We start from the raw sequence: 24,469 nt of genomic DNA on the forward strand, positions 1-24,469 counted from the left end.
CGTCCGTGGGTAGCGTCGCGTGATGGCGTCATGCCGTCTCGGCGTGGCGCCGGGCATCGTCCGTGTCATGCGTCCTTGGTCGCCAGGGGGCGATCGGGTTGCTCAGTTCGCCGACCAGCTGCAGGTTTTTCGAGGGGGCGGCGAGGTCGATCATCTGCCGGTTGTTACCCAGTTGCAGGCGGTTGAGACAAGAGCGCGCGAAGGTCGGCGTGAACAGGTCGTGACGCGCGAATTTATCAGCGAATTCGGGATGGCGACGCTGGTAATCGAGAATGCATTCGGCGACGCAGTGCCAGAAATCGGGTTCGGTGAAATCGCCCCGGGCTTCGCCATGCTCGACCATGATCGGGGCCAGGTAGCGGAAAAAGCAGTCGAAGGTATCGGTGAACAGCGACAGCACCTTGAGGTGCTCCGGTACGGCCACGGCCAGGCGCTTCACATCTTCAGGAAGCGCGGCGTCGGGGTCCATGATCGCGCTTTCCTCGGCGATGTCCTTCATGATCGCGCGTACCGGCACGTGCGCATCGAGCTGCAGGATCACGTTTTCGCCGTGGGGCATGAAGACCAGGTCGTGGGCGTAGAAGCAATGCAGTATCGGCGTCAGGTAGACGGTGAGATAGCGCCGTAGCCAGTCGTGGGGCGCGAGCCCCGAGGCCTCGACAAGCGCCGGGAGGAGTGCCTGGCCGTCCTTGTCGCGATGCAGCAGCGCGGCCATGGTCATCAGGCGCTGACCGCGTGGCAGATGATTGAGCGGACTTTCACGCCACAGGCAGGCGAGCATCTTCTTGTGAGGGCTGTCACGGGCGACGGCATCCTCGAAATAGGCGTTGCGATACCCGATGGCGGCTTCCTCGCGCAGCAGGGTGAAGCCGTTGTCGGCCAGGAAGGCGTCGCCGTCGAGCAGTGCCTTGAGCCATTCATTGATGGCCGGCGTCGCCTGCATGTAGTAAGGCGAGAGACCGCGCATGAAGCCCATGTTGAGGATCGAGAGCGCCGTCTTCACGTACCGGCGCTGGGGCTGCGAGGTGTTGAACAACGTACGGATCGATTGCTGGGCACGGTAGCGGTCGTCGCCGGTACCCAGGTACACGATGCGCCGGTTGGCGATCTCGCTGGCAAAGCTGGTCGCCAGCTTGTTGTGCCATTGCCAGGGATGCAGCGGCATGAGCAGGTACGCGCCAGGGTCCAGTCCCCATGCCTGCAAATGGCGGTGGAAGCGTGCCACGGTGTCGCGGCCCAGCTCCTGTTCGAGCAGTTCGGTGTAGGGCAGATCGCTCACGCTGCTGAATTCGGCACACTGCGTATGCACGGCCAGCCACACCAGATGGATGTCGGCGCCGGCCTCGGGAGCGTAGGCATGGTAGTCGTCGGCGTCGAAGCCGATGCGTCCGTTGTTGGCGACGAAGCTCGGGTGGCCCTCGGTCATGGCGCTTTCGATGGTCTGGAAGTCGCCATGGGCCAGCTCGGCCGCCGTGAGTCGCTGATGCGCCTGCTTGTAGGCACTGCCGGACAAGGTGCTGCCGATCTCCTCCAGATACACGGGAAGCGTCTCGTCGTCGAGGCCGAGCACGGCGCTGAACTCGATGATGAAACGTTGCGCATCCAGCTCGGCGGGCTCGTCGTCGACGATCTTCGCGAGGGAGCCGGGGGCGATCCACCAGTGATCGAGCTGCATGCGACGCGCCCGGAAGCGGTAATGGCCGTTCGCACCGGGAATGGGCAAGGTGTAGTCGCCCCAATCGCCTTGCCGGTCGAGTCGGCGGGGCGCCACGAGGCGTTCGTGGGCGAACTCGGCGATGGCCTTGCGGATCAACTGACGATTGGCCCGGGCCCAGCGCTCGGGGTCGAGATGGGCGAGGCGCGGGTCGATTGCCGGAGGCGTCTCCATGGCGGTGGTCTCCTGTTCCCTGGATGGCAGTGGTTCTCTGACTGGCAGACTTTCACGGGAGAGCGCTGCCAGCGCCTGGTGATAGGCGGCGTGGAATTGGGCACGGGTGCAGAACGCCAGATGCGCGGTTTTTCCCGGCAGGCGCACCTGGCGGTCGTAGCGAAAGCCCACCCGGCGGTTGAGCGGATGGATACGTTCGTTGCGGACATCGGGTTCGACGACCACGCGGTCTGTGTCGGGATCGCTGAACATCAGCGCCATCACGCTGCTGAGCACGCCCCAGGTGAAGCGGGGGATGCGCGTTTCCGGTGGTGCCACCAGCACGTGCATGCCCCGATCGCCGGGGCGCACGTCGTAATGCGCGCCGATGGGATCGTGTTGAGGCTGGTAGCACTCGACCAGAAAGGCGGGGCGGCCTTCGAAAAAGCCCAGATAGCCCTGGCTGTGCGGACTTTCGTGCAGCCCTCGATAGAACGCCGCCACCTGCTCGCGGCTATCGCCGCGCATGCCCCAGAAGCGAGCGTAGTCGCGGCTGACCCAGTCATGAATCAGGGCGCTGTCCGCATCGCAGTGGATGGCGCGCAGATGAAAGCGGCCAAGCCCGGGAATGGCGTCGGTGTAGGTATTGCCTGGATCGTACAGCGGGCTGAGAAAGGCGGATGTCGTCATTTCGGCACCTCACAGGTCAACGGGGCGGACTCGTCGGCGGTTGGCTGGCGCCGGGCCGGCCGGGGCGCGGGGCGGAAGACGGCGTCGTCGGGCGTGCCGAACGTCTGGAAGGCGATGCGACGCTCGATGGGGTAATGCTCGATTCCCGTCAACTCGCGGATGATGCAAGCGTTGCGATAGCAGGCCATGCCCAGGTCCGGCGCCGCCAGGCCGTGCGTGTGTCGCTCGGCGTTCTGCACGAAGAGGCGCGAGCGGTCGTGATCGATGCTGTAGAAGCGGTCCACCGCGAAACGCCCGGCGGCGTCGCGGCGAATGTGCGCGTGGATGGGTGACAGGAAGCCCGGCTCCCGATAGCGATAGCCAGTGGCCATCACCAGTGCCGGGGTCGTATGGCGGTAGGGCTGTCGTTGTTCGGTCTGGTAAAGGCCGAGTTCGAACGTGGCGCGTGCCGCGTCGTAGTGGCAGTCCTGCAGCTCGGCGTTGGTCAGCAGGTGCGTGTCGACGGGACCACCGAGCCGCTTGGCATACAGCAGGTCGTAGATCTCGTTGACCAGCGCCAGATCAATGCCCTTGTAGAGGTTCGCCTGTTGCGACATCAAGTCGTCGCGGGTGGCCTGCGGCAGGGCGTGGAAGTAGTCGATGTACTCCGGCGAGGTCATTTCCAGCGTCAGCTTGCCGTATTCGAGAGGAAAGAAGCGCGGCGAGCGGGTGATCCAGTTCAGGGTGTAACCGTAGCGGTCGATGTCCTGCAGCAGGTCCTTGTAGATCTCCGCGGCGCTCTGGCCGCTGCCCACCAGCGTGATCGCCGGCTGCTGCTGGAGCCAGGCCTTGTGCGCAAGGTAGTCGGCGCTGTGGGTGATCCGCTCGGCGTGCGGCCGGCAGCATGCGGGCAGGTCGGGCTGCGTGCCGGTGCCGAGTACCAGCTTGCGGGCCCGATGGCTCGTCGCGGTATCGCGGGCGGTATCCACGCAGTGCACGACATAGCAATCGTCGTCGGCATCGAAGTCGATGCGCTGCACCTCGTGATGAAAGCGGATCGACGTGAGCTGATCGATGGCCCATTGGCAGTAATGGTTGTATTCGCGTCGCAACGGGAAGAAGTTCTCGCGAATGTAGAAGGCGTAGAGCTTGTCCTGGCGCTTGAGGTAGTTGAGGAAGCTGAATCGGCTGGTGGGGTCGGCCAGGGTGACCAGGTCGGCCAGGAAGGGCGTCTGCAGGGTGGCGTCTTCCAGCAGCATGCCCGGGTGCCAGTCGAAGCCGGCCTTGCGCTCCAGAAAAAGGCCGTTGACGTCCTCGAGCGGGTCCGTCAGGCAGGCCAGGCCCAGGTTGAAAGGGCCCAGTCCGATGGCGATGAAGTCGTGAATCGGCGTTGGCATGATGGCTCTCATCGTTGAAGACCGGGGATCAGGAGAAGGCGGCGGCGAGGTCATGCCGCCTGGGCGGCGCGGCATCGTCGCGCGTCAGGAAGTCGGCGCCATGGGCCTGAAGGCGCTCCACGATCGTGGCCAGATCGTCGATGCCGGTCTCCGGGTTGAGCAGCGTGAACTTGAGGTATCGGCGCCCCCGGACACGCGTCGCCGCGACGACCGCCTCGCCGTGGCGCGAGAGGGCCTGTCGGATATGGGCGTTGAGCGCATCCAGGCTGGCGTCGTCCAGGTCGTGGCCACGCGGTCGGTAGCGAAATACCAGCGTGGTGAGCTGTGGTGCCGTGACCACCTCGATGTCCGGCGCGGTCCGCAGCAGATGGTACGCCTCACGGGTCAGCGCGATGACGCGATCGAACAGCTCGCCCAGGGCATCCGGCCCCAGCAGGCGCAAGGTCATCCACAGCTTCAGGGCGTCGAGGCGGCGCGTGGTCTGCAGGCTCTTGTCGACCAGGTCCGGCGGTGCGTCGTCGTGCCGGCCGGCAGGGTTCAGGTAATCGGCGTGATGGGTGACATAGCCGAGCCTCTGGCGTTCGGCGACCATGAAGGCGCTGCAACTGACCGGCTGAAAGAAAGACTTGTGGTAGTCGACGCTGACCGAGTCCGCCTGTTCGATACCGGCCAGCCAGTGGCGGTGCCGTGGCGATGTCAGCAGGCCGCCGCCGTACGCGGCATCGACGTGCAGCCACACCCCATGCCGGCGGCAGAGCGCGGCGATATCCGCCAGTGGGTCGATGCTGCCGAAATCCGTGGTGCCGGCCGTGGCGACCACGGCCATCGGAATCGTTCCTGCTTGCCGGCTCTCGGCCAGGGCGTGTGCCAGCGCCCCGGTGTCCATGCGGTAGCGGTCGTCGCAGGGAATCGGCACCACGGCACGGTGTCCCAGCCCCAGCAACGCGGCGGCCTTTTGCAGACTGACGTGGCTCGCCTCGGAGGCGAAGATGCGCAACCTGGCCGCGTCGGCGGGCAGGCCGTATTCGCGATTGCCCTGATGCCCGTCGAGGGCTGCGCAGCGATGATCGCGCGCGATCAACAGGGCCATCAGGTTGGACTGGGTGCCGCCGCTGGTGAAGACACCGTCCGCGTCATCGCCCAGGCCGATACGGCGGACCGTCCAGTCGATCAGTGCCTGCTCGATGAAGGTGCCGCCGGCGCTCTGATCCCAGGTCTCGATGGCGGTGTTGATCGGTGTGGCGATCGCTTCGGCGAGGATCGACGCCAAGGTGATCGGACAGTTGAGGTGCGCGACATAACGCGGATGATGAAAATACACTGCGTCGTCGAGATACAGCCGTTCGACTTCCGCCAGCACGGCGTCGAGGTCGTCGAGCCGATGGTTCAGATCCAGCCCCTCGAAGCGTCGCTGCATCTCGCTGGGCAGAATTCCCGAGAACGGCTGGCCGGTCTCGGTCAACTTGCGTTGCACGAGTTCGATGCAGCGCTGCATGCCCTGACGATAGGCATCGGCATTGCGCGGCATGAACAGGGCATGGTTCGCGTCTTCGCCCATCGCCCGAGATGCGAGCGGCCGGGAAGAAAGCGGCGCCATCCGAATGGCAGCGTTTTGACTCATGGCATCACCTATATCCTGGTGGCGTAAGAGGTCGCAACGGACATCATGAGGTTGCGACTTTCTTCCTTGTGTTAATGATAATCGTTAGTAAATCAGTGTGGCCTACAGGAAGACGATGCCGGCCCCGGTTTCTGAACCGAGCGGACAACTTTTTTTCACCCGGTTTTGTCATCCGGTCGTTGGTGCCATGGGGAGGTAACGGGGAATGACCGCTCGGCTGCGGCAGGCCGGCACGCAAGACGGCCCGCCAGGGCAGCGGGCCGTCGTGAGCGTGCGGTCTTGAGGTGTCGTGGTCTTGAGGTGTCGTGGCCTTGGGAAGCGGCGCCGAATGCCTAGTAGGCGTGCGACCAGGTCAGGGTATAGGTGCGTCCACGCCCCTGGAGATCCCACAGGGATTGCGCGTCATAGACTTCATAGAACACGGCGGCGCGTTGTCCCCAGATCGTCACGTAGCTCTCGTCGAGCAGGTTTTCGACGCCCAGGCTGAAGGTGCCGTAGGCCGTGTCCTGGCTGGCGGTGGCATCCACCGTGGTGAAGCCGTCGATCTCGTTGCCCGAGGCGTCGTCGATGCCGAAGGCACGGTTGACCTGCAGGCGCGCGCGGGTATCGACGTCCGACCATTCGCCATACAGGGTGGCGGTGGGCAGGCTGGCTTCGGTGACGCTGGTATCGACCCATTCACCGCCGACCTTCTCCTCGGACTTGACCCAGTTGAAGGCCGAGCCGAACAGCCAGTTGGCGCCGACGAAGCGCTCGACCTTGCCTTCCAGGCCGTACGTTCTCACGTCCTTGTCGATGGTGGTCACCCCGATCTCGAGTTCGCCATCGTTGGTATAGAGATAGTCGATCGCCTTGTCCGACCAGCTGTAATACGCGGCGATCTGCGATTGCCAATCGCGCCCGGTGAGGCGCCAGCCGGCCTCGAGCTGCTGGGTCTTGATGCCGTCCACGGGGTTGTCGGAGATGTCGAAGCTGACGTCGCGATACGCCTTGGCGATGTCCGGAATCTCGAAGCCCTGGGTATACGCCAGCCAGGTCTGCTGCCCGTTCTGGAAGTCGTAGAGCGCCTTGAGATTGAACAGCGAGACGTCGTAGTCGTTGGAGCCGCCGTCGTTGCCGCCCTGAGGCTCGACCTCGACATCGGTTTGCTCCACCCGCGCGCCGCCGGACAGCTGCAGGTTCGAGGTGAGCTGATAATCCGCCTGCACGAACGCGGCCAGGGTGTCGGCCTGGAACGATGGATAATACGGGTCGAGCACGTCGGTCTGGTCGAGTTCCAGGCCGCCCTCGGAAGGCGCCAGCGTATAGCGCTTGGAATCGAATTCCTCCCGCGAGGCGTCGAGCCCGTAGGTCACGCTCAGCGGGTCGCTCGGTGATGCCGTGAAGACCGCCTTGGCGCCGGTCAAGTCGGTGTTCTGTTCCGAGACGGTGAAGGTGCTGCCGCCGGGGAACGGGTTGAAGACCGAGGACTCTTCGCGGTGGTAGGCCTGGAAATAGAAGCGCTGGCCGAGCAGGGCATCGTGATGGTAGTTGGCGTTGAGATACAGCCGCTCGGTCTCGGGGTCGACGTCCGAGTCGTAGCCGTCGCGGACCTCGCTGTTCTGGATCTTGTCCGAATATTCCGCGCCGCTTTCGTAATTCGGGTAGTAGAGCCCCTTGTCGCCCACGTAGGCGGAGTCGTAATACTGGGCGGTGATATCCAGGCGCTCATGGTCGCTCAGCTTGGCCTCGATATTGCCCATCAGGTCGACGGAGCGATTTTCCTGGAGTCCCGTCTGGGCGATGTCGGGCTTGATGATGTCCCCGTCGGCATCGTAGAACGAGCCGTTTTCCTGCACCGCCACGGCCAGTCGCCCCTGAACGCGCTCGTTGCCGCCCGAGACCGATTGCGCGGCGCGCCGAGACAGGTCGTCCGAGGCATTGAAGCCGCTGGTCAGGCCCAGCTCGCTTTCGAAATGCGGGCCGCCTTGCTCGCCCTTCTTGGTGATGATGTTGATGATGCCGCCGGTGGCGCCGCCCCCGTAGAGGCTGCTCGCGCCGGAGAGCACCTCGATGCGCGCGATGTTGAAAGGGTCGATGGAATCGAACTGACGCGACAGACTGCGCGAGTTGTTCAGCGACACACCGTTGATCATCACCAGCGCATCGCGGCCCCGGAAGTTCTGGGCGTAGTTGGTGCGGTTGGTGCTCGAGCCGAAGTCGAATCCCGGAATCAGCCGCCCCAGGGCCGACTTCAGGGACTGCCCCGAACGCAATTGCTGCTGGATCTGTGCTTCATCCACGACCCAGACCGCCCCGGGGATCTGGCTGATTTCCGTGGGCGTGCGCGCGCCGACCACCACCATCGTCTCCCCGGTCTCCTGCGCCGAGGCGCCAAGCGCCACGCCCCCAGTGGCGACGACCAGGCCGAGTGACAGAGTCTTCTTCATGACGGGTCCCTTGAGATTGAGTGTTATTCGTATGCGCGTGCCAGCATACGCATGCGAAAACAAAACTCAACGATAATCATTATTATTAGAGGGCGTTCAACAAGCAGGAAGACACACAGGGGGCAGACTCAGGTTCGTTCAAGAATGCGCGGGGGGCTCGTGCGCCTGGGGTAACGCGATTACGCTCAAGAGCCGCCGTGGGTCCGCCACGTACTGGCCATGGCACGGTGTGTCGGCAGGCCAGTCGGGGGCAAGCGTGGTGAGAAGACGAAGCGTGACGCGGCCTTCCTCGGGCTGCCAGTCCGCGAGTTCGGCATCCTGGAAGTAAAAGCGCCGCTGCACGAGCGGAAAAAGTGCCTTGAACAGGCTTTCCTTGCAGGAAAATGCCAGGGTGGTGAACAGTGCCTGCGCCTCGGCGGGGAGCCGGTCGCGCCAGTCGCGTTCCCGAGGCGTGAGAATCTGCGGCGCGAGGCGTGTCGCGCGCGCCGCCGGCATGGGCGTCTCGGCATCCAGCCCCAGGCCTTGCCAATGGCGAGCCGGCGCCGCCAGGGCGGCGGCGAAACCGGCACTGTGCGTGATGCTTCCGACCGTGCCCGCCGGCCAGCAAGGGGCTCGTGTCTCGGCGACTCCCGGCACCTCGGCATGGCCCGTCACGGCGCGCAGGGCATCGCGCGCGCACAGGCGTCCGGCGAGAAACTCGGCGCGGCGCTTGGCAACGGCAGACCCCAGCCCCGTCGGCAGGGCGATGCCGTGCTCGGCAAAGGCCGCTTCGCACATCGCGTCCGCCGTGAACGTCACCCCCCGCCAGACGACATGAGGCAGCGCATGCGGCCAGGGCCACGTCTGCCGCCAGTCCTGACAGCCGGGGGGGAGGTCGAGCGCTTCCTGCATGCGTCAGCGGTCCACCAGCACCGCGTCGAGCTCGACCGGCACCTCGTCGTCGATCTGCTGATAGCCGAGCAGGCCGAGCACCGTGCGTGCGGTCTGGTTCTGCATGATGACCTGGCCATCCAGGGCCACCGCCTCGGCATTGCGAACGCGTATCTCGCCTTCGCTCTCACGCGTGAAACGCACCTTCAGCGGCTCCTGCTGCGAGGCATCGCCATCCTTCACGCTGAGCATCAGCGTCTCGGTACGGGACTCGCCGACGGGCAGGTTCTCGAGCACGCTCGGATCCATTTGCGTGACCACCGTGGTCAACTCGGTATCCGACAGACTCTCCATCCACGGCGGCAGGTCGCCCAGCTGCTCCAGCACATCGGTTTGATTGAGCCGCACGGGCAGGCGCAGCGTGCCATCCTCGGCGATATGACCGTCCATGCGCTTCAATGCATGGCGATGCGCCACCGACTCGCCGGACGACGTGATCTCGGTGATCGTCGCCTCGACGTGGGAGCGCGCCGGATCCAGTTGCCAATCCGCCTGCGCCGCCCACGGCAATGCCGCCAGTCCCAGCGCGACGACCCCGGCGGCCCGACGCCCCATACGCTTCATCTCATACATCACCAAACCCTCCTTGGGATGGAACGACAATCCAGGGGATGCCCCCCTAGTCTCGCCTATCGGCTTCCGCTATGATACTGCCCCGTCGCGATAGGGCCTATAGCTCAGTTGGTTAGAGCAGGGGACTCATAATCCCTTGGTCGCAGGTTCAAGTCCTGCTGGGCCCACCAATGCAAGACGCCTCGCCGCGATTTCAATGCCTCCCTGTAACCGCCGTATGCCAAGTTGTTGATGCGTCCGTGGACTCATGTGTCACTTGGGGTCTAACTTTAATTAACGTTTCGGCGAAAAAGTCAGTCAATCAAGATGCATGCTCCCCATCCTCTGGATGCCTCGCTCTCATGGGATGTCTTGACGCCTCAGTCGGTTCCCTTCTTTTACTCATGAACCCACTAAGGTCAGGGTATGACAGATACCCATGCACTAGATATGCTGCATGTATCAGGATGGTGACAAGGCCAGGGAGCAGCCCATGCCCGAGAAAGCGTGGTTCAAGCAGGTCATGCAGGATTCGGAAGACGCATACCTTTTCATCTCGAAAGACAGCATGATCGAAGATGTGGCAGGGGCTATCCAGAATGTCTTGAAGGTGCCAAGAAAAGAGCTTGTTGGTGCCGCGTTATCCGATCGGGATATTTTGCGAGCGGATTTCCTGAAAAGTTTCATCGCAGAGTCCGTCAAAGCGCCGTGCTCCAGCGACAAGAAAAACGATGCCTATCTGGATCGGCGGAACCAGTTGCGCTGGAAATACTATGAAGCCAGAGATGGCAATGTCGTAGCCAAAGTCTCTCGCATGAATACCCACCTGGAGGCTGAAGAAGCGATCGTCGATCAGCTCGCGGATGCGCTGCCGATGATGATTACTTATGTCGACAGGAATTGGTGCTTTCTTTTCAACAATAAAGCCTATGAAGAATTCATCGGGCTGACCCGTGAGGAGTTGTACCGAAAGCCTGTCTCCTCGGTCATGACCGAGGAGTCATTCAAGAAGATCGTGCCGCGTTTTGAGAGAGCTCTGAGTGGAGAGCGAGTCAACTATGAAGATAGGTTGACTCTTGCCGATGGCCGGTCTCTTCACTTCAACGTCAGCTATATTCCTTATTTTATTGGTGATGAAGTCGGTGGTTTCTATGCCGTCATCAATGATGTCTCGGAATACAGCGCGATGATCAATCTTCTAAAGGGCATTCATAACGCTGTCAACCGAACGGATATTGATACACAAGAGATTATCAGCAATCTGCTGCGTGATGCACTGGATTATCTGGGGCAGGATATCGCGATCGTCAGCCAGGTGGTGGGGGATCAGTACACCATCATGTGGAGCGAATCGAAGGAAGCAGCGATTGAGCCGGGTACGGTATTTTCCCTTGGAGATACATACTGCCGTCTGACGCTGAACCATGATGATGTGTTTCACACCATCGATGCAGGCAATGATATACGCTTTTCAGGCCATCCTTGCTATGAAACGTTTGGCTTGGAAACCTACATCGGAGCCCCCGTGCGCATCAATGGCATTGTCTGGGGGACCGTCAACTTCTCCAGCGCTTCGCATCGCGTGAAACCCTTCAGTGATATCGAAGTGGAGCTCGTGCGCTTGGTCGTGGGGGCAGTCGAGAAGGTAGTAACGCAATTCGAGTATTTATCGCAGGTCAAAAAAGAGCGCGATGAAATGGCGGCGCTGGCAAGAAAGGACCAGTTGACGGGGTTACCTAATCGAGCATACCTCAACGAATATGTCGACATGCTCGTCAAAAGCCCCGACGTTCAGTACCACGGTATTTGCCTCGCCGTCATCGACATCGATCATTTCAAGGTCATCAACGATACCTATGGCCATGATGTTGGCGACAAGGTAATCATCTGGCTCTCGGAGCTCGTCACGGAAGTTCTTCGCGCCCGAGAGGGCGACTTCGCGGCACGCGTGGGTGGTGAGGAATTCGTCGTCATGATCAATAACTCGTCACTGGAGGTGGCTCGCAGCGTGATGGAACGCGTGAGGTCGAAGGTCGAATCGACGCCGATTCCCATCGAGGGAGTGTCCCCGCTTTTCGTAACGATCAGCAGTGGCGTCACTCAGTGGCAGCCCACCGACACATATCCCCATGTATTCAAACGTGCCGACGAAGCGCTGTACGAGGCGAAGCACGGTGGGCGCAATCAGGTGTGTATTAAAACGTAGGAGAGCCATATTGCTTGCCTCAGGCTTCCACTGAGGGCGGAACGGCCGATCGCGAAGCTACGCTAGCCATGAGAGACGCTTCATGGCCCCTTGTGTGAAGTGGCTGCCGCCCGTCATGCGGTAGTATCCAAGAAGATCGGCAGAAGGCTGGCATGGATAAGCGCTAGGCAGTGTATATGGTGCGCGTACAGGCAACATCGAGGCGGTTACGCGCCATGCCCGGCGTGGTTCTTGCCGTGACCCGGGATCGATGGCTCGGCCGAATTCCAGGTCATTGACCATGAGGCCAGGAAGGCGCGTCGCGTCGATCGAGGCGGATGTCGCAACGAAGACAGTGATCCGTATGCAAGTGCTTAACATGGCGGTAAATTTCAACAACAAGTGTCATTCGCCATGATCTATACCGCTGCCATCCTCTTGAGCCTCGTCGGCTACTTCATTATCGGCAATCTGGCCGGCCGCCGGGTCAAGAATCTCGACGACTACCTGGTCGCCGGGCGTAACGCCCCCACGTTGATGATCCTCGGCACCCTGGTCGCCAGCTACCTGAGTACCAGCGCCTTTCTGGGCGAAACCGGTTTCGCCTACCAGGGGTATCCCTTCGTCATGCTGATCTTCGCCGCCATCAGCACCTCGGGCTGTCTGCTCGGGGCGCTGGTGTTCGGCCGTTACCTGCGCCGCAGCGAGGCGCTGACGGTGCCTGAGTTCTTCGGCAAGCGCTTCGCTTCGAAACGCGTGCAGATGATCGCCGGGCTCACCACCGTATTCGGGCTGGGGGCTTACTTGCTGGGCGTGATGCAGGGGGCCGGCATCATGTTCGAGGAGCTCACCGGCTTGCCCTATTGGGCCGGGTTGGTACTGGTATGGCTCACCTACACCGGGTTCATTCTCTACTCCGGCTCCCAGGGCGTGGTGCTCACCGACACCGTGATGTTCGTGATTTTCTCCATCGCCGCGGTGGGCGGCTCGCTCTACATCATCAGCGATCTCGGCGGCTGGTCGGGGGTTATCGAGGGGCTGCTGGCGCAGTCCGACAAGCCCGGCATCGCGCTGTGGCACGGCGTGATCGAGGGTGAGGGAGCGACCTTCTCATCACCCGGCGAAGCGCTCATCTGGGGGCTGACGCTGGGGCTGGTATGGGCCACGGTGCTGGCGGCCAGCCCCTGGCAGGCGAGCCGCTATCTGATGGCGCGCAACGAGCACGTGGTGATGCGCTCGGCCATGCTCACCGCCGTGGTGCTGGCGGTCTTCTACGCGCTGATGATGATGACCGGCGCGGCGATCAACCTCTACGACCCGACGCTCGACGGCGAGCGTGCCATGGTGTGGGCGGCGCTCAACGTGCTGCCGAGCTGGCTCGGCATCATCATCCTCACTGGCGTGTTTGCCGCCGGACTCTCCTCGTGCTCGACCTTTCTGTCGATCATCGGCTTCAGTCTCGCCCACGATATCCTGCCGTCTTCGCGCAGCCAGCGCAGTGCCATGCGGGCCAGCCGCATCGGCGTGCTGGTGGCCGGGCTGGTAGCGCTGCTGCTGGCACTCTTCCAGCCGCCGGCGGTGATGGCAGTGGTATGGTTCGCCGCTACGCTGTTCGCCTCCTCCTGGGGACCGGTGGCGCTGATGAGCATCTGGAGCCGTCGGATTACCGCCGCTGGTGCCGGCTGGGGCCTGGGGGTCGGCTTCGTCGGCAACCTGATCTTGTCGCTGATGGTGCAGGCGGAATGGGTCTCGCTGCCCGTTTATCTCCACCCGGTGATACTCAGCACCCTGGTGGCGCTGGTGGCGATCGTGATCGTCTCCAGGTTGACCCACGTCAGCCAGGCAGAGAGTGAGTACCGCGCCTTTCTGCACCGTAGCCCGGTGGAGAACGAGCGCAGCTGGGCGGCGGTCAGTCGACGGGTGGCCGGGGCGACCATGCTGGCCGGCGTCGCGGTGGGGGCCTTTCTATGGTGGCAGTACGCCGGCTCGCTGGCGGCGCTGGCCGGACGTTTCGGCGTGGCCGATAGCGCGGTGACCGGCGCCTACCTGCTGGCGACGGGATGCGGTGTCATGCTGGTGATCGCCGGTGCGGTGGGCTTCCGCCTGGTGAGCGCACGCAGCACGAAAGTCGGCAGTGCCCACATGGCGAAGCCCTGAGCGGTTCTCTTAGCGCTGGTGATAAAGCCTCATCGCCAGCGCTAGTCGTCGCCGGTCTTGTCAGCACGCCCACATAGCCGGTCTTTGGGATGTTGACCCAGACGCGGTCGCCCTCAGCACGGGTTGGCCTCAGCACGGGTTGGCCTCGCACCGTTACCTGCTTGACGGCTTCGAGCTTGAGTTCTTCGGTGTATTGTTGAGGGCCCATGGTTCCTCCTGGTGCCTTCAGTATCAGGCCTGGAGGTATCTACGAAACTAGGGGCGATTCAATCATGTTTCTGCCATTGCCATCAGCGCCCCTGCGCGCCTCTGCGAAGCCAGTCATGTACAAAGGCGAGCTTGCGGCGCGCAGATTCCGATAGCACGAATGGATAAAGGTCCGGTAACCCCATTGAGCGGTTGACGTGGTTGACCCCTACAGTGAGGGAGGCAGCCACACTGATCAGACGTTCGGCATCGGTTTCCGAATACGGATCCCAACCCGGGCTCGGTAGCTCTGGAGACGACAGGCCCGTCGCGACGAAGCTATCAGTAATATCGGTCAGATGTAGCAGGTGCGCGGTGGTCTCGGCCCAGTCCTCATGCGGATGTGTAGATGCGTAGGTGGTCAGGAAGCGCTGCTTCCAATCGGGCGGAGGACCGTCATTGTAGTGTCGCTGGAGCGCGGCGGAGTAATCTGTGCGCTCGTCACCGAACGTGGCGCGGAAGGCATCGAGAAAATCGGCACGCAGGCTGAGCCGCCACCAGAGCATATGCGCGATTTCATGGCGCATATGACCGATCATGGTGCGGTAGGGCTCCCCCAAGGCCTGACGGCGGGTGACACGCAAAACTGGGTCTGCCTCGGCTACGCTGATGGTCACCACGCCCTCGACATGTCCCATAGGCGCGGGCGTCAGTCCATCAGCGAGCATGTGAAAGAGAGGGCGCACGCCCGGATCTTCCGGCCGGAACCAGTTCCAACGGCCCAGGTTATCGAGCACCCAGCGCTTGGCGGCCTCGGTCTGCGCCCAGTTGGGAATAGCATTGGGGATTTGCGGGTCCGGGGCAAGCGCGGTCATTGCACAGGACTGACAAAAGGCGCCCTGTTCCGGGGCGATCCAGTTACAGCCGATGATCTCGCGATTGGCGCAAAAAGGTGGCATGGGCAGGAAGGTGCGTGCCTGCGGGTCGTAAGCTATGGCAGTGCCATCGGCTGTGGCGAGATTGTCGAACCATAGTGAGCCGGAACCGACGGGATTGGAAAAAACGCGCATGATAAAGGTCTCCGTGACAGGGACCGCAAGAACTATAGAAATTAAGAATAGCTTCTCTTTGTTAAAGCGAGCGCCAAACCTTCTATCAATTCCCGAGCAAAACGAATGGAATGCAAAGAAAAACCCGGACTCCCAGAAAGTCCTGGGGCCGGGATTTCTACTGCTGCGTATCCTTACTTGCTTCCACGAGCGTCCTGCTCGTGCATCCTTGGCATACTTGAGCTATCCGTGTTCGGTCTTCCTACGGAGAGCGTCCTGTGCTCTTCGGTATGACTATAATCGCACGCTTTCATGACTATAGATATGGCTGAACCATATATATTTCATGCGCACTACGAAAATGCTGAATACATCGAAGAGGATAATGAATCACAACGCATGCGGGGTGAAAAATATATTTAAAAACATGAAGTTGCTCGTTGCTTCGAACGCCGCGTAACGCAGCGATTCGCCCGCGAAAAAACTTATTCAGTGTTTCTTTAGCGCTATTTGCGAGACGCTCATTAAAGGTCAATATTGAAACAAATGATGCCATTTTAAAAACCCTTGGGAATCAATGGGGCGCCGGCTGTATTTACGTTATTTAACCAATAGGCTACGCTCTTGATACAGATTTAAATTTAAAAAAGGCCTCGGAAGGCTGGTGCTTTTTTGAGAGTGCTCTGGATGTTTAGCTGTGCAGAGCTTAGCATTTTAAAAATATTCTATAGAACATTGTTGAGCGTTACATGTGATCCAACTATTCGGGGGCCGACACTTCCGGATGCGCTTTGCCAACCGCCGAGGGCCGAGTGGTGGGTATCGCAAGCACCAGATGGTGCCGGGCGCCATCGAGCGGCACACGGACTTTCCCGGCAACACAGGCGATCGCTTCTCCATCCAGGTGGGCTTGCGAGGTGGCAAGGTTCCGTGACTGATCCACCTGGATGGTGTAATGCGACGAGGCCACTACAATGGTCGCTTCGAAGCCCGGCCAGGCGGCGGGCAGGCATGGGGCGACGACCAGGAAGGCCCCTTCGCGACGGATGCCAAGGATGCCTTCGAGCCCTGCCCGATACATCCAGCCGGCGGACCCCGTGTACCAGGTCCAGCCGCCTCGCCCGGCATGCGGGGCAACGGAGTACACATCGGCAGCCACGACATAGGGCTCGACTTTATAACGTTCTGCTTCTTCCACGGTGCGGGCGTGGTTGATGGGATTGAGTAGCGAGAACAGCTCGGCGGCTTTGTCGCCTTCGCCCAACTGCGCATACGCCAGGATGACCCACATCGAGGCATGGCTGTATTGGCCGCCGTTTTCTCGCAGTCCGGGAGGGTAGCCGCCTATATAGCCGGGGTCGCGCGTGGGGTAGTCGAAGGGAGGCCAGAACAGCAGCGCCAGCCCTGGGTCCTCGCGGATCAATTCGCGCTCCAGCGAACGCATGGCGAGGGCGGCGCGCTGTGGATCGGCCGCACCGGAGAGTACCGCCCAGGACTGGGCAATCGAATCGATACGACACTCATCGCTCTCCTGGGTGCCGAGCCAGCTACCGTCGTCGTAGGTCGCCCGCCGGTACCACTCACCATCCCAGGCATGCTGTTCGAGCGACTCACGCAGCGAGACCGCGTGGGCCCGCCAGCGCTTGGCGCGGGCATCTTCGCCGCTGCGTTGTTCGGCGAAGGGCAGGAACAGGTCCAGGGTGCGTGCCAGCAGCCAGCCCAGCCACACGCTTTCGCCCTTGCCTGCCTCACCGACCCGATTCATGCCATCGTTCCAGTCGCCGCCGCCGATCAGCGGCAGGCCATGCTCGCCCGTCAGCGCCAGGCACTGGTCGAGACCGCGCGCGCAATGTTCAAACAGCGAGGCGCTTTCGTCGGCGATCATGGGCTGGAAGAAGGCATCGTGCTCACCGTCGGCGAGCAATGCGCCTTCCAGGAAGCCCACCGACTCGTCCAGCACGGCGGCGTCGCCCGAGGTCGCGATGTAGAGGGCGCTGGCGTAGGCCAGCCAGACCCGGTCGTCGGAAATGCGGGTGCGCACGCCCTGGCCGGAATGGGGCAGCCACCAGTGCTGGACATCGCCTTCGACGAACTGCCGCGAAGCGGCACGCAGCAGATGGTGTCGGGTCGTCCCGGGGCTGGCGAAGGTCAGGGCCATGCCATCCTGTAGCTGGTCGCGGAAACCATAGGCGCCGCTGGCCTGGTAGAAGGCGGAACGCGCGGTGATCCGGCAGGCCAGGGTCTGATAGAGCAGCCAGCCGTTGAGCATGATGTCCATGGCGCGATCGGGCGTAGAGACCTGCACTGCGCCAAGTTGCCCTTGCCAGTAAGCCGTGACCGCGGCGAGTTCGGCGTCGAGATCGGCCTGGCGATAATGAACGACGAGCTCCCTGGCCTCATCGGTGGAATGGCACTGGCCGATGAACGAGACGATCTCGACCGTCTCCCCCGCTGCCAGCTCGACGGTGCACTGCAGGGCCGTGCAGGGATCCCACCCGGCGCCTGTGGCTCCGGAAAGGGGGGTGCGGCCGGCAAGACCCGCGGGGGAGGACAGGCTGCCGCCATGGCCGAGGAATTCACCGCGATCCGCCGTCCAGGCCGTTTGCAGGCCGCCCAGGTCGGCGAAGGCGACGCGTCCGGGAAAGGCCATGTTCCAGGGATTGCTGACCAGCATCGCGCCACAGGCTTCATCCCTGCGCGAGATGATGAACGGGCCGGATGCGCTGCGTGACAGACCCAGCGACCACTCCACGTAGGCGGTGATGGATAACCGGCGAGTGCGGCCCGAGCGATTCTCGAGGCTCAGGCGCGAAATGCGGATGGGGTCGCCGAGCGGCACGAAATGCACCAGATCGAGGGCGATGCCGTGAGCCTCGTGCTCGAAGCGGCTATAGCCGAAACCGTGCCGGGCCACGTAGCGCCCCTCGTCACGCACCGGCAGTGCCGTCGCCGTCCACACCGCCAGGCTCTCTTCGTCGCGCACGTAGATCGCGTCGCCGCAGGGGTCCATCACGGGATCGTTCGACCAGGGAGTGAGCGGGTTTTCGCGGCTGTTGTCGGCCCACAGGTAGCCGGAGCCCTCCGCCGAGACCTGGAAACCGAACCCGGTGTTGGCGATCACGTTGAGCCACGGGGCCGGCGTAGAGCGCCCGCTCTCGAGGATCGTCACGTATTCCTTCCCCTGCTTGTCGAAGCCCCCCAGGCCATTGAAGAACTCGAGCGCAGGCGGTACCTCAATGTCTCGTACTTGCGTTCCCGTTCCACGCAGCCGGGTCTTTCTTGAAATCGGTGCAGGGGGCGGGTACCGCAGCGCGGGCGGTATCAGCGCGAGTTGATCGGCAATCGGCCCGCGGTGCGCCACCAGCGCCACCCGGGCCACGGATTGCAACAGCAGACGGGCGTCGAGGCCCATCAGGTCGGCACGCAAGGCGATCACCGAGCCCTGGGCATGCCCCTCATGGATACGTGGCCGCGACTGGCTGCTGTGCACCGCGGTCTCGATGGCCTGCTGGAGATCCTGCATATAGGAGGAGGCACGCTCGTTGACAATCACCAGATCGACGCCGAGACGCTTCATGCGCCAGTACTCATGGGCACGCAGCAACTGGCGCACCTGGGCCATGTCATCGGTCGAATCGATGCGCAGCAACACGATCGGCAGGTCGCCGGAAATGGCGTGCGGCCAGAGTGCCGATTGCGGCCCCGCGCCGCGCGCGATGGCCTCACGCGAGGCCCTGAAACGCGGGTCGGCATACAGGATGGGGGCGGCCAGGCGCTGGAAGTCCGCCGCTTCCTCGGGCGTGATGCTCAAGTGGCGAAGCTGGACTTGCGCCTGGGTCCAGGCCAGGGTCTTGGCCCGCTCATAGGCGCTGCGGTCGTGATGCTTGTCGATCAGGTCCAGCAGGGCCTCGCGTGATGCCGCCACGACGGTCCAGAAAGCGACACGGGTGACTTTGCCGGGGGCGACCTTGAGGCGATGCCGCAGCGAAAAGATCGGATCGAGCACCGTCCCCGTGGTGTTCGTCAGCCGCTTTTCCCCGCTCAGGGCAGCGGCCGTGGTCACCGTACGTCCCCGGCCGATGAAACGAGCGCGATCGGTCTCGTATTGCGGCTCGCTCGGGATGTCGCCTTCCACCACGCTGAAGTGGGCGGCCCAGATTTCTGCTTCGTCCGGCCCACGCCGACGGCGGGTGGCGATCAGCGCGTTGAATTCCTTGAGGTATTCGGTGACCACGAACAGCTTGGCGAAAGCGGGGTGGGCGTTGTCGGCGGCTGGCGTGGTCAGCACCAGTTCCGAATAGGAGGTGACGTCGATATTTCGCGTCCGCCGCCCGCTATTGGTCAATGATACGCGCCGCACCTCGCTGTCGTCCTCGCCCGAGACCAGCACATCGAGGTGGGTGGTCAGGTCGCCATGACGGTGCGTGAAGCGGGCATAGTCCTCGGCAAAGAGCACATCCTGGCTATCTTTCTCGACGTTCGTTCCTTTGTCGGGCATGGGGCCGCCGGCCGACCAGAGGTCGGCTGTGTCTCTATCGCGCAGGAAGATGAAGCTGCCCAAATGGTCGCGGGTCGCGTCTTCTTGCCAGCGACTGATGGCGACATGCCCCCAGCGGCTGTACCCCGCCCCCGTCGCCGTCAACATGACCGAATAGCGTCCGTTCGACAGCAGATGGGTCACCGGTGCGCCTACGGTTGTTGGCGCTATACGACGAATCGCATGGCTTTCGTTGAGCGTCTCGCTCGGTGGCGATTTCACTTCCTCGGCGCGGGGATGGGCTATGGCTACGTCGCGTGGGATGCGTTCCTGCAACAGCAGTGCGCTGGCCTGGATGATCGGTTCACGATGGAAGCGTTCACGCATCCGTCCCTCGTGCAGGGTATTGGCGATGGCCACGATGCTCATGCCCTGATGGTGGGCCATGAAGCTACGCACGATGGCGAACTCCTCACCCGCCGGGACTCGCGAGCGGGTGAAGTCGAGCGCTTCGTAGAATCCATAGCGGCCCAGTGCCCCCAAACCGGCGAGCCGGGTGAAGTTGCGACGCGCACCAAGTGGATCGACCATCGTCGCCAGGCCGGTCGCATAAGGAGCCACCACCAGGTCGGCGGAGAGACCGCGCTTCAGCCCCAGGCCGGGCACGCCGAAGTTGGAATACTGATAGGTGAATTCCCTATCGCGGGCATTGTAGGCGGATTCGGAGATGCCCCAGGGAATCCCCAGCGAAGCGGCATACGCCACCTGACGCTTGACCACCAGGCGGTTGCTCTGCTCGAGAAGACTGCCCGCGGGGGCGCGCATCACCAGCGACGGCATCAGGTATTCGAACATCGAGCCCGACCAGGAAATCAGCGCCGAGCCGTGATCCAGCGGCGTGGCCGTGCGTCCGAGACGGAACCAGTGGCGCGTCGGGACATCACCCTTGGCAATCGCCAACAGGCTGGCCAGCCGCGCTTCGGAGGCCAGCAGGTCGTAGCAACTGCCGTCGAGCGTGTTGTCGTCCACGGAATAGCCGATCGACAGCAACTGGCGTTCGGGGACGAACAGAAAGGCGAAATCCATTTCCAGTGCCATGCGCCGCGCGGTGGCGGCGATCTCTCTGAAGCGTTCCAAGAGTCGTTCCCGAGGCTCGGGCCTGGCGATCTTCTTTCGGTCGCGGCAATGCTCGGCGATCGACTTGCGCAAGGCTCCCACCCAGAACAACACCTCTTCGGCCCAGGTGTCTTCGGCGCCTTGCAGGGCCTCATGGGCGAGCCCCGTGACGTGATCACTGAGTCGTTTCAGTGTCGGCGACCACGCCACGACCAGGGGGTCGTCCTGCAAATACGCCTCGATCTCCTCCAGACCGGCCTCGAGCGAGGCGACATGCGCGCCATGTGCCGGCGGTGTCGCCTCAAGGGCCTCGCGCGCCAGATGCAGATTATCCGCGATACCTGGACGAGGATCGGGCGACAGTTCGCCTTGCGACCAGGCTTCACAGGCATTGGCGACGGTGAGTAGGTGGCCCGCGAGATTACCGCTATCGACCGAGGAGACGTACCTGGGAGTCAACGGACGAAGGTCCTGAGTGTCGTACCAATTGAAAAAATGCCCGCGATAGCGCGGGAGGGTCTGCATGACCCTCAGCGTGTCCTCCAGGCGCTCGGCGCTATTCAGCGCGCCCAGCCAACCGAAGTCGCGGGCGGCCAGCACCGACAGGAGATACAGCCCCATGTTGGTGGGGGAGGTGCGCCGGGCGACCACGGGTTGAGGCGCTTCCTGGAAGTTGTCTGGCGGCAACCAGTTGTCTCGAGCTGTGACGAAGGTTTCGAAGAAACGCCAGGTGCGCCGCGCGATCAGACGCAGTTCCTGTGCCTCGGCTATCGAGAGCGGGTATTCCGGGGCGAGACTTCCGGGCCGGCTGATCCACGCAGCGATGACCGGCGCCACCAGCCAGAGCAGCACCGGGAGCAGCACCACGGGCCAGGCCTGAGGCGCCAGGCTCAAGACACCCGACGACACTACCAGCGCCAGTACGGTCCCCGGCGCCATGCTGCGATAAAAGCCTGTCAGCGTCAGTCTCGGCCGTCCCATCGACTGTGCGGCCGTCGTCCACTCGAGCAGGTGGCGACGGGTGACCAACACACGAACCAGGGTCCTGACGATGGCATCCAGCATCCGCCAGGTCTGGTCGGGCAGGAAGGCCACCCACAACAGGGTCTGGGCCGAGGCCAGTTTCAGATCGGAAAGCCATTGGTGAAAATAGTGTCGCGGGTTGACGCCTGCTTGAGTCGGAATCAGCGACAGCAGCAGTGGCAGCAGCGCGGGCGCGGCGATGACCGTGACGACGAATAGCGTGCCTGCTAGCGCCGCGGGCAGCGGTAATAACCAACTGGCGGCAAGGCAGGCCAGCAGCAGTGGCGCCAGCAGTGAACGGCGTAAATTGTCCATCAGTTTCAAGCGCCCGGTCCAGGGCATCGCCTGCGCGAAAATCCATGGCAGCAATTGCCAGTCGCCTCGTGTCCAGCGATGTTGGCGCTTGGCGGCGACATCGTAGCGGGACGGGAATTCCTCGATGACTTCGATATCCGAAGCCAGGCCGGCGCGGGCGAACACGCCCTCGAACAGGTCATGGCTGAGCACCCGGTTCTCCGGCACGCGCCCGCTGAGCGAGGCTTCGAAGGCATCGATATGGTAGATGCCCTTGCCGGCAAAGGAGCCCTCGCCGAGAAGATCCTGATACAGATCCGATATGGCCGCGGCATAGGGATCGATGCCACCGGGTGCGGAGAACAGGCGTTGATGGATCGACCCCTGGCGGCCCAGCGGCAGCGAGGGCGTTACCCGCGGCTGGAGAATAGCGTAGCCTTCCATGACGCGCTGGCGGCTTGCATCGAACCGGGGTTGATTCAGTGGGTGTGCCATCTTGCCGATGAGCTGGCTGGCCGCCCCGCGGGGCAGCCGGGTATCCGCATCCAGCGTGATGACATAACGTACATCGCGCGGTATAGCGGTCGAAGCCAGGAAGGTGGTGTCGAGGGCGCCGCGGAGCAAGCGGTTGAGCTCATGCAGCTTGCCACGTTTGCGCTCCCAGCCCATCCAGCAATTCTCACCACGATTGAACACCCGCCGACGGTGCAGCAGGAAAAAGCGCTCGTGACCGTCATTGTCGCCATGGCGGCGGTTCAGTTGGGCGATTGCCGCACGGGCACTCGCTAACAATGGGACGTCCTCGGCAATATCCTCGTGCTGGGCATCGACTCCATCGGTGAGCAGGGCGTATACGATGGCGCCGCCACCGCTGGCCAGGTGATGGACCTCTAGCCGCTCGATCTGCTCGCGCAGGTCGGCCTCGTTGGTCAGCAACGTCGGCACGGCGATCAGCGTGCGCAGGGTAGTTGGAACGCCTTCGGAGAGATCCAGGCTCGGCAGGGGCTGGGCACCGACGCTAAAAATGATCAACCGATTGACCAGTAGCGTCGCCACTTCGGTGGCGGGGAGTAGCCCCAGCAGCCCCAGCAACCACAGCCACACGAGGGGGAATTGACCCGCGGACAGCGACCATAAAGCTGCCAATGTCATCGTCAGCAACCCAGCGGTAGCTACCGCGATCAGGCCAACGTAGCCGCTCATGCCACTGGTCAGAATGGCCTGCCGCAAGCGCTGACGCAGTGAAGGTCGAAAGCCGATTGCTTGCTCGAGCGAAGGCCGCCCGGCGGCGATCAGGAAATAGCCGGGATCGCCCACGCGGGCGGTCTCGATGGGGCCATCGGCGTTCGCCATCGCCTCGCGTGATGCGGCCAGGGCCTGGTCCACTACCTCCAACTCCTCCCGCGCAGAGCCCCGGGCCAATTGTTCCACGGCACTGCGATAACTGTTGCGCGTCGGGAAATCCAGTGTTGTGAAGAGACCACTTTGTTCTAGCCGTTCATCGACCAGGCTGACGCTTTCGAACAGCTCCGCCCAGTCGATGCTCGACACGAAGCGCATGCTGGTAATGATGTTGCGAACGGTGACGTTGGCGGCGCCTTGACGCTGCTGGGCCTGCTGGATCACGTCATCGATGGCGTCGTCCTGGGCGCTGACCTGTTCCTCCAGCCAGCCCACCATGGGGTTGGTTCGCGGGTCTAGACCGCGCAAGCGCTTGGCCAACTGAGCGACGAAGGGCCCTGCCAATGGCATCGTGCTGCGGGGCAGCGTACTGGCATCCAATGAAGAACGATGCCCCTCCGGGACCAGCCACCGGGTCGCCAGGGCATCGGCCTCGTTGTGTGCAGCCTGTTCGCTGACGATCTGCTCGGCGAGTCGTCGCAGGTTCTCTATGAGTACGATCCGCAGAGTGATCGCTACCGCCCATAGCTCGCCGATGGTCAATGGTTGAACGCGTTGGTAGGCCGTAATGAAGCCACGTAGGGTAGCGGGGTCGAAATGGCTGTCGGTGTGGGCGACAAAGGCCCAGGCCAGACCGAAGACACGTGGGTAGCCGGCAAAGGGCCCATCGGCCAGTTTGGGGAGCTGGCGATAATAACCGGGTGGCAGATCGCCACGAATCTCGCGGATCTGGGCGTCGATGAGGTGATAATTGTCGAGCAGCCAGGCCGCGGCGGGCACGATATCGCGCCCTTCGGCGACTTCCAGGGCACATGCACGATAGGCCCTCAACAAGACCTTGGCGTTGTCCTCAAGCCGCCTTGCCAGCGGCAACACCCTGGGCGGTTTGTCGGTGACACGCTGAGCTTTTGCGAGGCTGCCGGCATGTTGTTCGAGCCGCTCGGCACTGAACAGCTCTTCCCGCACCGGGGCCGTATCATGCCAGGGCGATGGCGAGGTGAAAGCCTGGCGTACAATACTAAGCAGAGAGGCCACAAGCGCTATCCTGGTCGATGCGCATTGCCCATTGGGGCAAGCGATGTTTCGTTACCAGAATTATGCGAATTAACCACGAAT

Annotated in this window: 10 protein-coding genes and 1 tRNA gene; 3 read left to right on the forward strand and 8 right to left on the reverse strand. The window is 62.7% G+C overall.

The window, feature by feature from the left end:
* Positions 1 to 28 precede the first annotated feature (28 nt).
* The 6 genes from LUN51_RS14720 to LUN51_RS14745 form a co-directional block, all read right to left on the reverse strand.
* Entirely contained in the window at positions 29 to 2,557 is a 2,529-nt protein-coding gene (locus tag LUN51_RS14720; RefSeq protein ID WP_277811825.1) for a GNAT family N-acetyltransferase, read from the reverse strand.
* On the reverse strand, positions 2,554 to 3,933 hold the full coding sequence (locus LUN51_RS14725) for a lysine N(6)-hydroxylase/L-ornithine N(5)-oxygenase family protein (RefSeq protein ID WP_277811826.1): 1,380 nt from the start codon (positions 3,931 to 3,933) through the stop codon (positions 2,554 to 2,556). The genes LUN51_RS14720 and LUN51_RS14725 overlap by 4 nt, the downstream gene beginning before the upstream one ends.
* A 28-nt stretch (positions 3,934 to 3,961) precedes the next feature.
* Positions 3,962 to 5,554 carry a pyridoxal phosphate-dependent decarboxylase family protein gene (locus LUN51_RS14730; protein ID WP_277811827.1) on the reverse strand — a complete coding sequence of 531 codons (1,593 nt, stop codon included), beginning with the start codon at positions 5,552 to 5,554 and terminating at the stop codon, positions 3,962 to 3,964.
* 332 nt (positions 5,555 to 5,886) lie between these two features.
* Complete coding sequence (locus LUN51_RS14735; RefSeq protein WP_035410891.1) at positions 5,887 to 7,983, reverse strand: TonB-dependent receptor; 2,097 nt, start codon at positions 7,981 to 7,983, stop codon at positions 5,887 to 5,889.
* 138 nt (positions 7,984 to 8,121) lie between these two features.
* The gene (locus LUN51_RS14740; RefSeq protein ID WP_277811828.1) at positions 8,122 to 8,874 is read right to left on the reverse strand and encodes a 4'-phosphopantetheinyl transferase family protein; all 753 of its coding nucleotides are present in this window, start codon (positions 8,872 to 8,874) and stop codon (positions 8,122 to 8,124) included.
* A 3-nt stretch (positions 8,875 to 8,877) separates the two neighbouring features.
* Entirely contained in the window at positions 8,878 to 9,486 is a 609-nt protein-coding gene (locus LUN51_RS14745; RefSeq protein WP_277811829.1) for a hypothetical protein, read from the reverse strand.
* Positions 9,487 to 9,579: 93 nt separating this feature from the next.
* Between LUN51_RS14745 and LUN51_RS14750 the strand changes: the two genes are divergently transcribed.
* The 3 genes from LUN51_RS14750 (at position 9,580) to LUN51_RS14760 (ending at position 13,807) form a co-directional block, all read left to right on the forward strand.
* Positions 9,580 to 9,656, forward strand: a tRNA-Ile gene (locus LUN51_RS14750).
* A gap of 302 nt (positions 9,657 to 9,958) precedes the next feature.
* Positions 9,959 to 11,671: a sensor domain-containing diguanylate cyclase gene (locus LUN51_RS14755; protein WP_277811830.1), complete on the forward strand. Its 1,713-nt coding sequence runs from the start codon at positions 9,959 to 9,961 to the stop codon at positions 11,669 to 11,671.
* A gap of 393 nt (positions 11,672 to 12,064) precedes the next feature.
* Complete coding sequence (locus LUN51_RS14760; RefSeq protein WP_277811831.1) at positions 12,065 to 13,807, forward strand: sodium:solute symporter family protein; 1,743 nt, start codon at positions 12,065 to 12,067, stop codon at positions 13,805 to 13,807.
* Between the two features lie 290 nt (positions 13,808 to 14,097).
* Here the strand turns inward: LUN51_RS14760 and LUN51_RS14765 are convergent, their stop codons facing one another.
* Both LUN51_RS14765 and LUN51_RS14770 read right to left on the reverse strand, forming a co-directional pair.
* Positions 14,098 to 15,063 carry a zinc-binding metallopeptidase family protein gene (locus tag LUN51_RS14765; protein WP_277811832.1) on the reverse strand — a complete coding sequence of 322 codons (966 nt, stop codon included), beginning with the start codon at positions 15,061 to 15,063 and terminating at the stop codon, positions 14,098 to 14,100.
* 739 nt (positions 15,064 to 15,802) lie between these two features.
* Positions 15,803 to 24,388: a GH36-type glycosyl hydrolase domain-containing protein gene (locus tag LUN51_RS14770; RefSeq protein ID WP_277811833.1), complete on the reverse strand. Its 8,586-nt coding sequence runs from the start codon at positions 24,386 to 24,388 to the stop codon at positions 15,803 to 15,805.
* Between the last annotated feature and the right edge of the window lie 81 nt (positions 24,389 to 24,469).

This window comes from Chromohalobacter canadensis, assembly GCF_029544075.1.
GTDB lineage: Bacteria > Pseudomonadota > Gammaproteobacteria > Pseudomonadales > Halomonadaceae > Chromohalobacter > Chromohalobacter canadensis_A.

What these genes read in the sequence shown, in the direction of transcription:
- LUN51_RS14720 (WP_277811825.1), bottom strand. Translation starts at nt 2,557, where the DNA reads ATGACGACATCCGCCTTTCTCAGCCCGCTGTACGATCCAGGCAATACC.
- LUN51_RS14725 (WP_277811826.1), bottom strand. Translation starts at nt 3,933, where the DNA reads ATGCCAACGCCGATTCACGACTTCATCGCCATCGGACTGGGCCCTTTC.
- LUN51_RS14730 (WP_277811827.1), bottom strand. Translation starts at nt 5,554, where the DNA reads ATGAGTCAAAACGCTGCCATTCGGATGGCGCCGCTTTCTTCCCGGCCG.
- LUN51_RS14735 (WP_035410891.1), bottom strand. Translation starts at nt 7,983, where the DNA reads ATGAAGAAGACTCTGTCACTCGGCCTGGTCGTCGCCACTGGGGGCGTG.
- LUN51_RS14740 (WP_277811828.1), bottom strand. Translation starts at nt 8,874, where the DNA reads ATGCAGGAAGCGCTCGACCTCCCCCCCGGCTGTCAGGACTGGCGGCAG.
- LUN51_RS14745 (WP_277811829.1), bottom strand. Translation starts at nt 9,486, where the DNA reads ATGTATGAGATGAAGCGTATGGGGCGTCGGGCCGCCGGGGTCGTCGCG.
- LUN51_RS14755 (WP_277811830.1), top strand. Translation starts at nt 9,959, where the DNA reads ATGCCCGAGAAAGCGTGGTTCAAGCAGGTCATGCAGGATTCGGAAGAC.
- LUN51_RS14760 (WP_277811831.1), top strand. Translation starts at nt 12,065, where the DNA reads ATGATCTATACCGCTGCCATCCTCTTGAGCCTCGTCGGCTACTTCATT.
- LUN51_RS14765 (WP_277811832.1), bottom strand. Translation starts at nt 15,063, where the DNA reads ATGCGCGTTTTTTCCAATCCCGTCGGTTCCGGCTCACTATGGTTCGAC.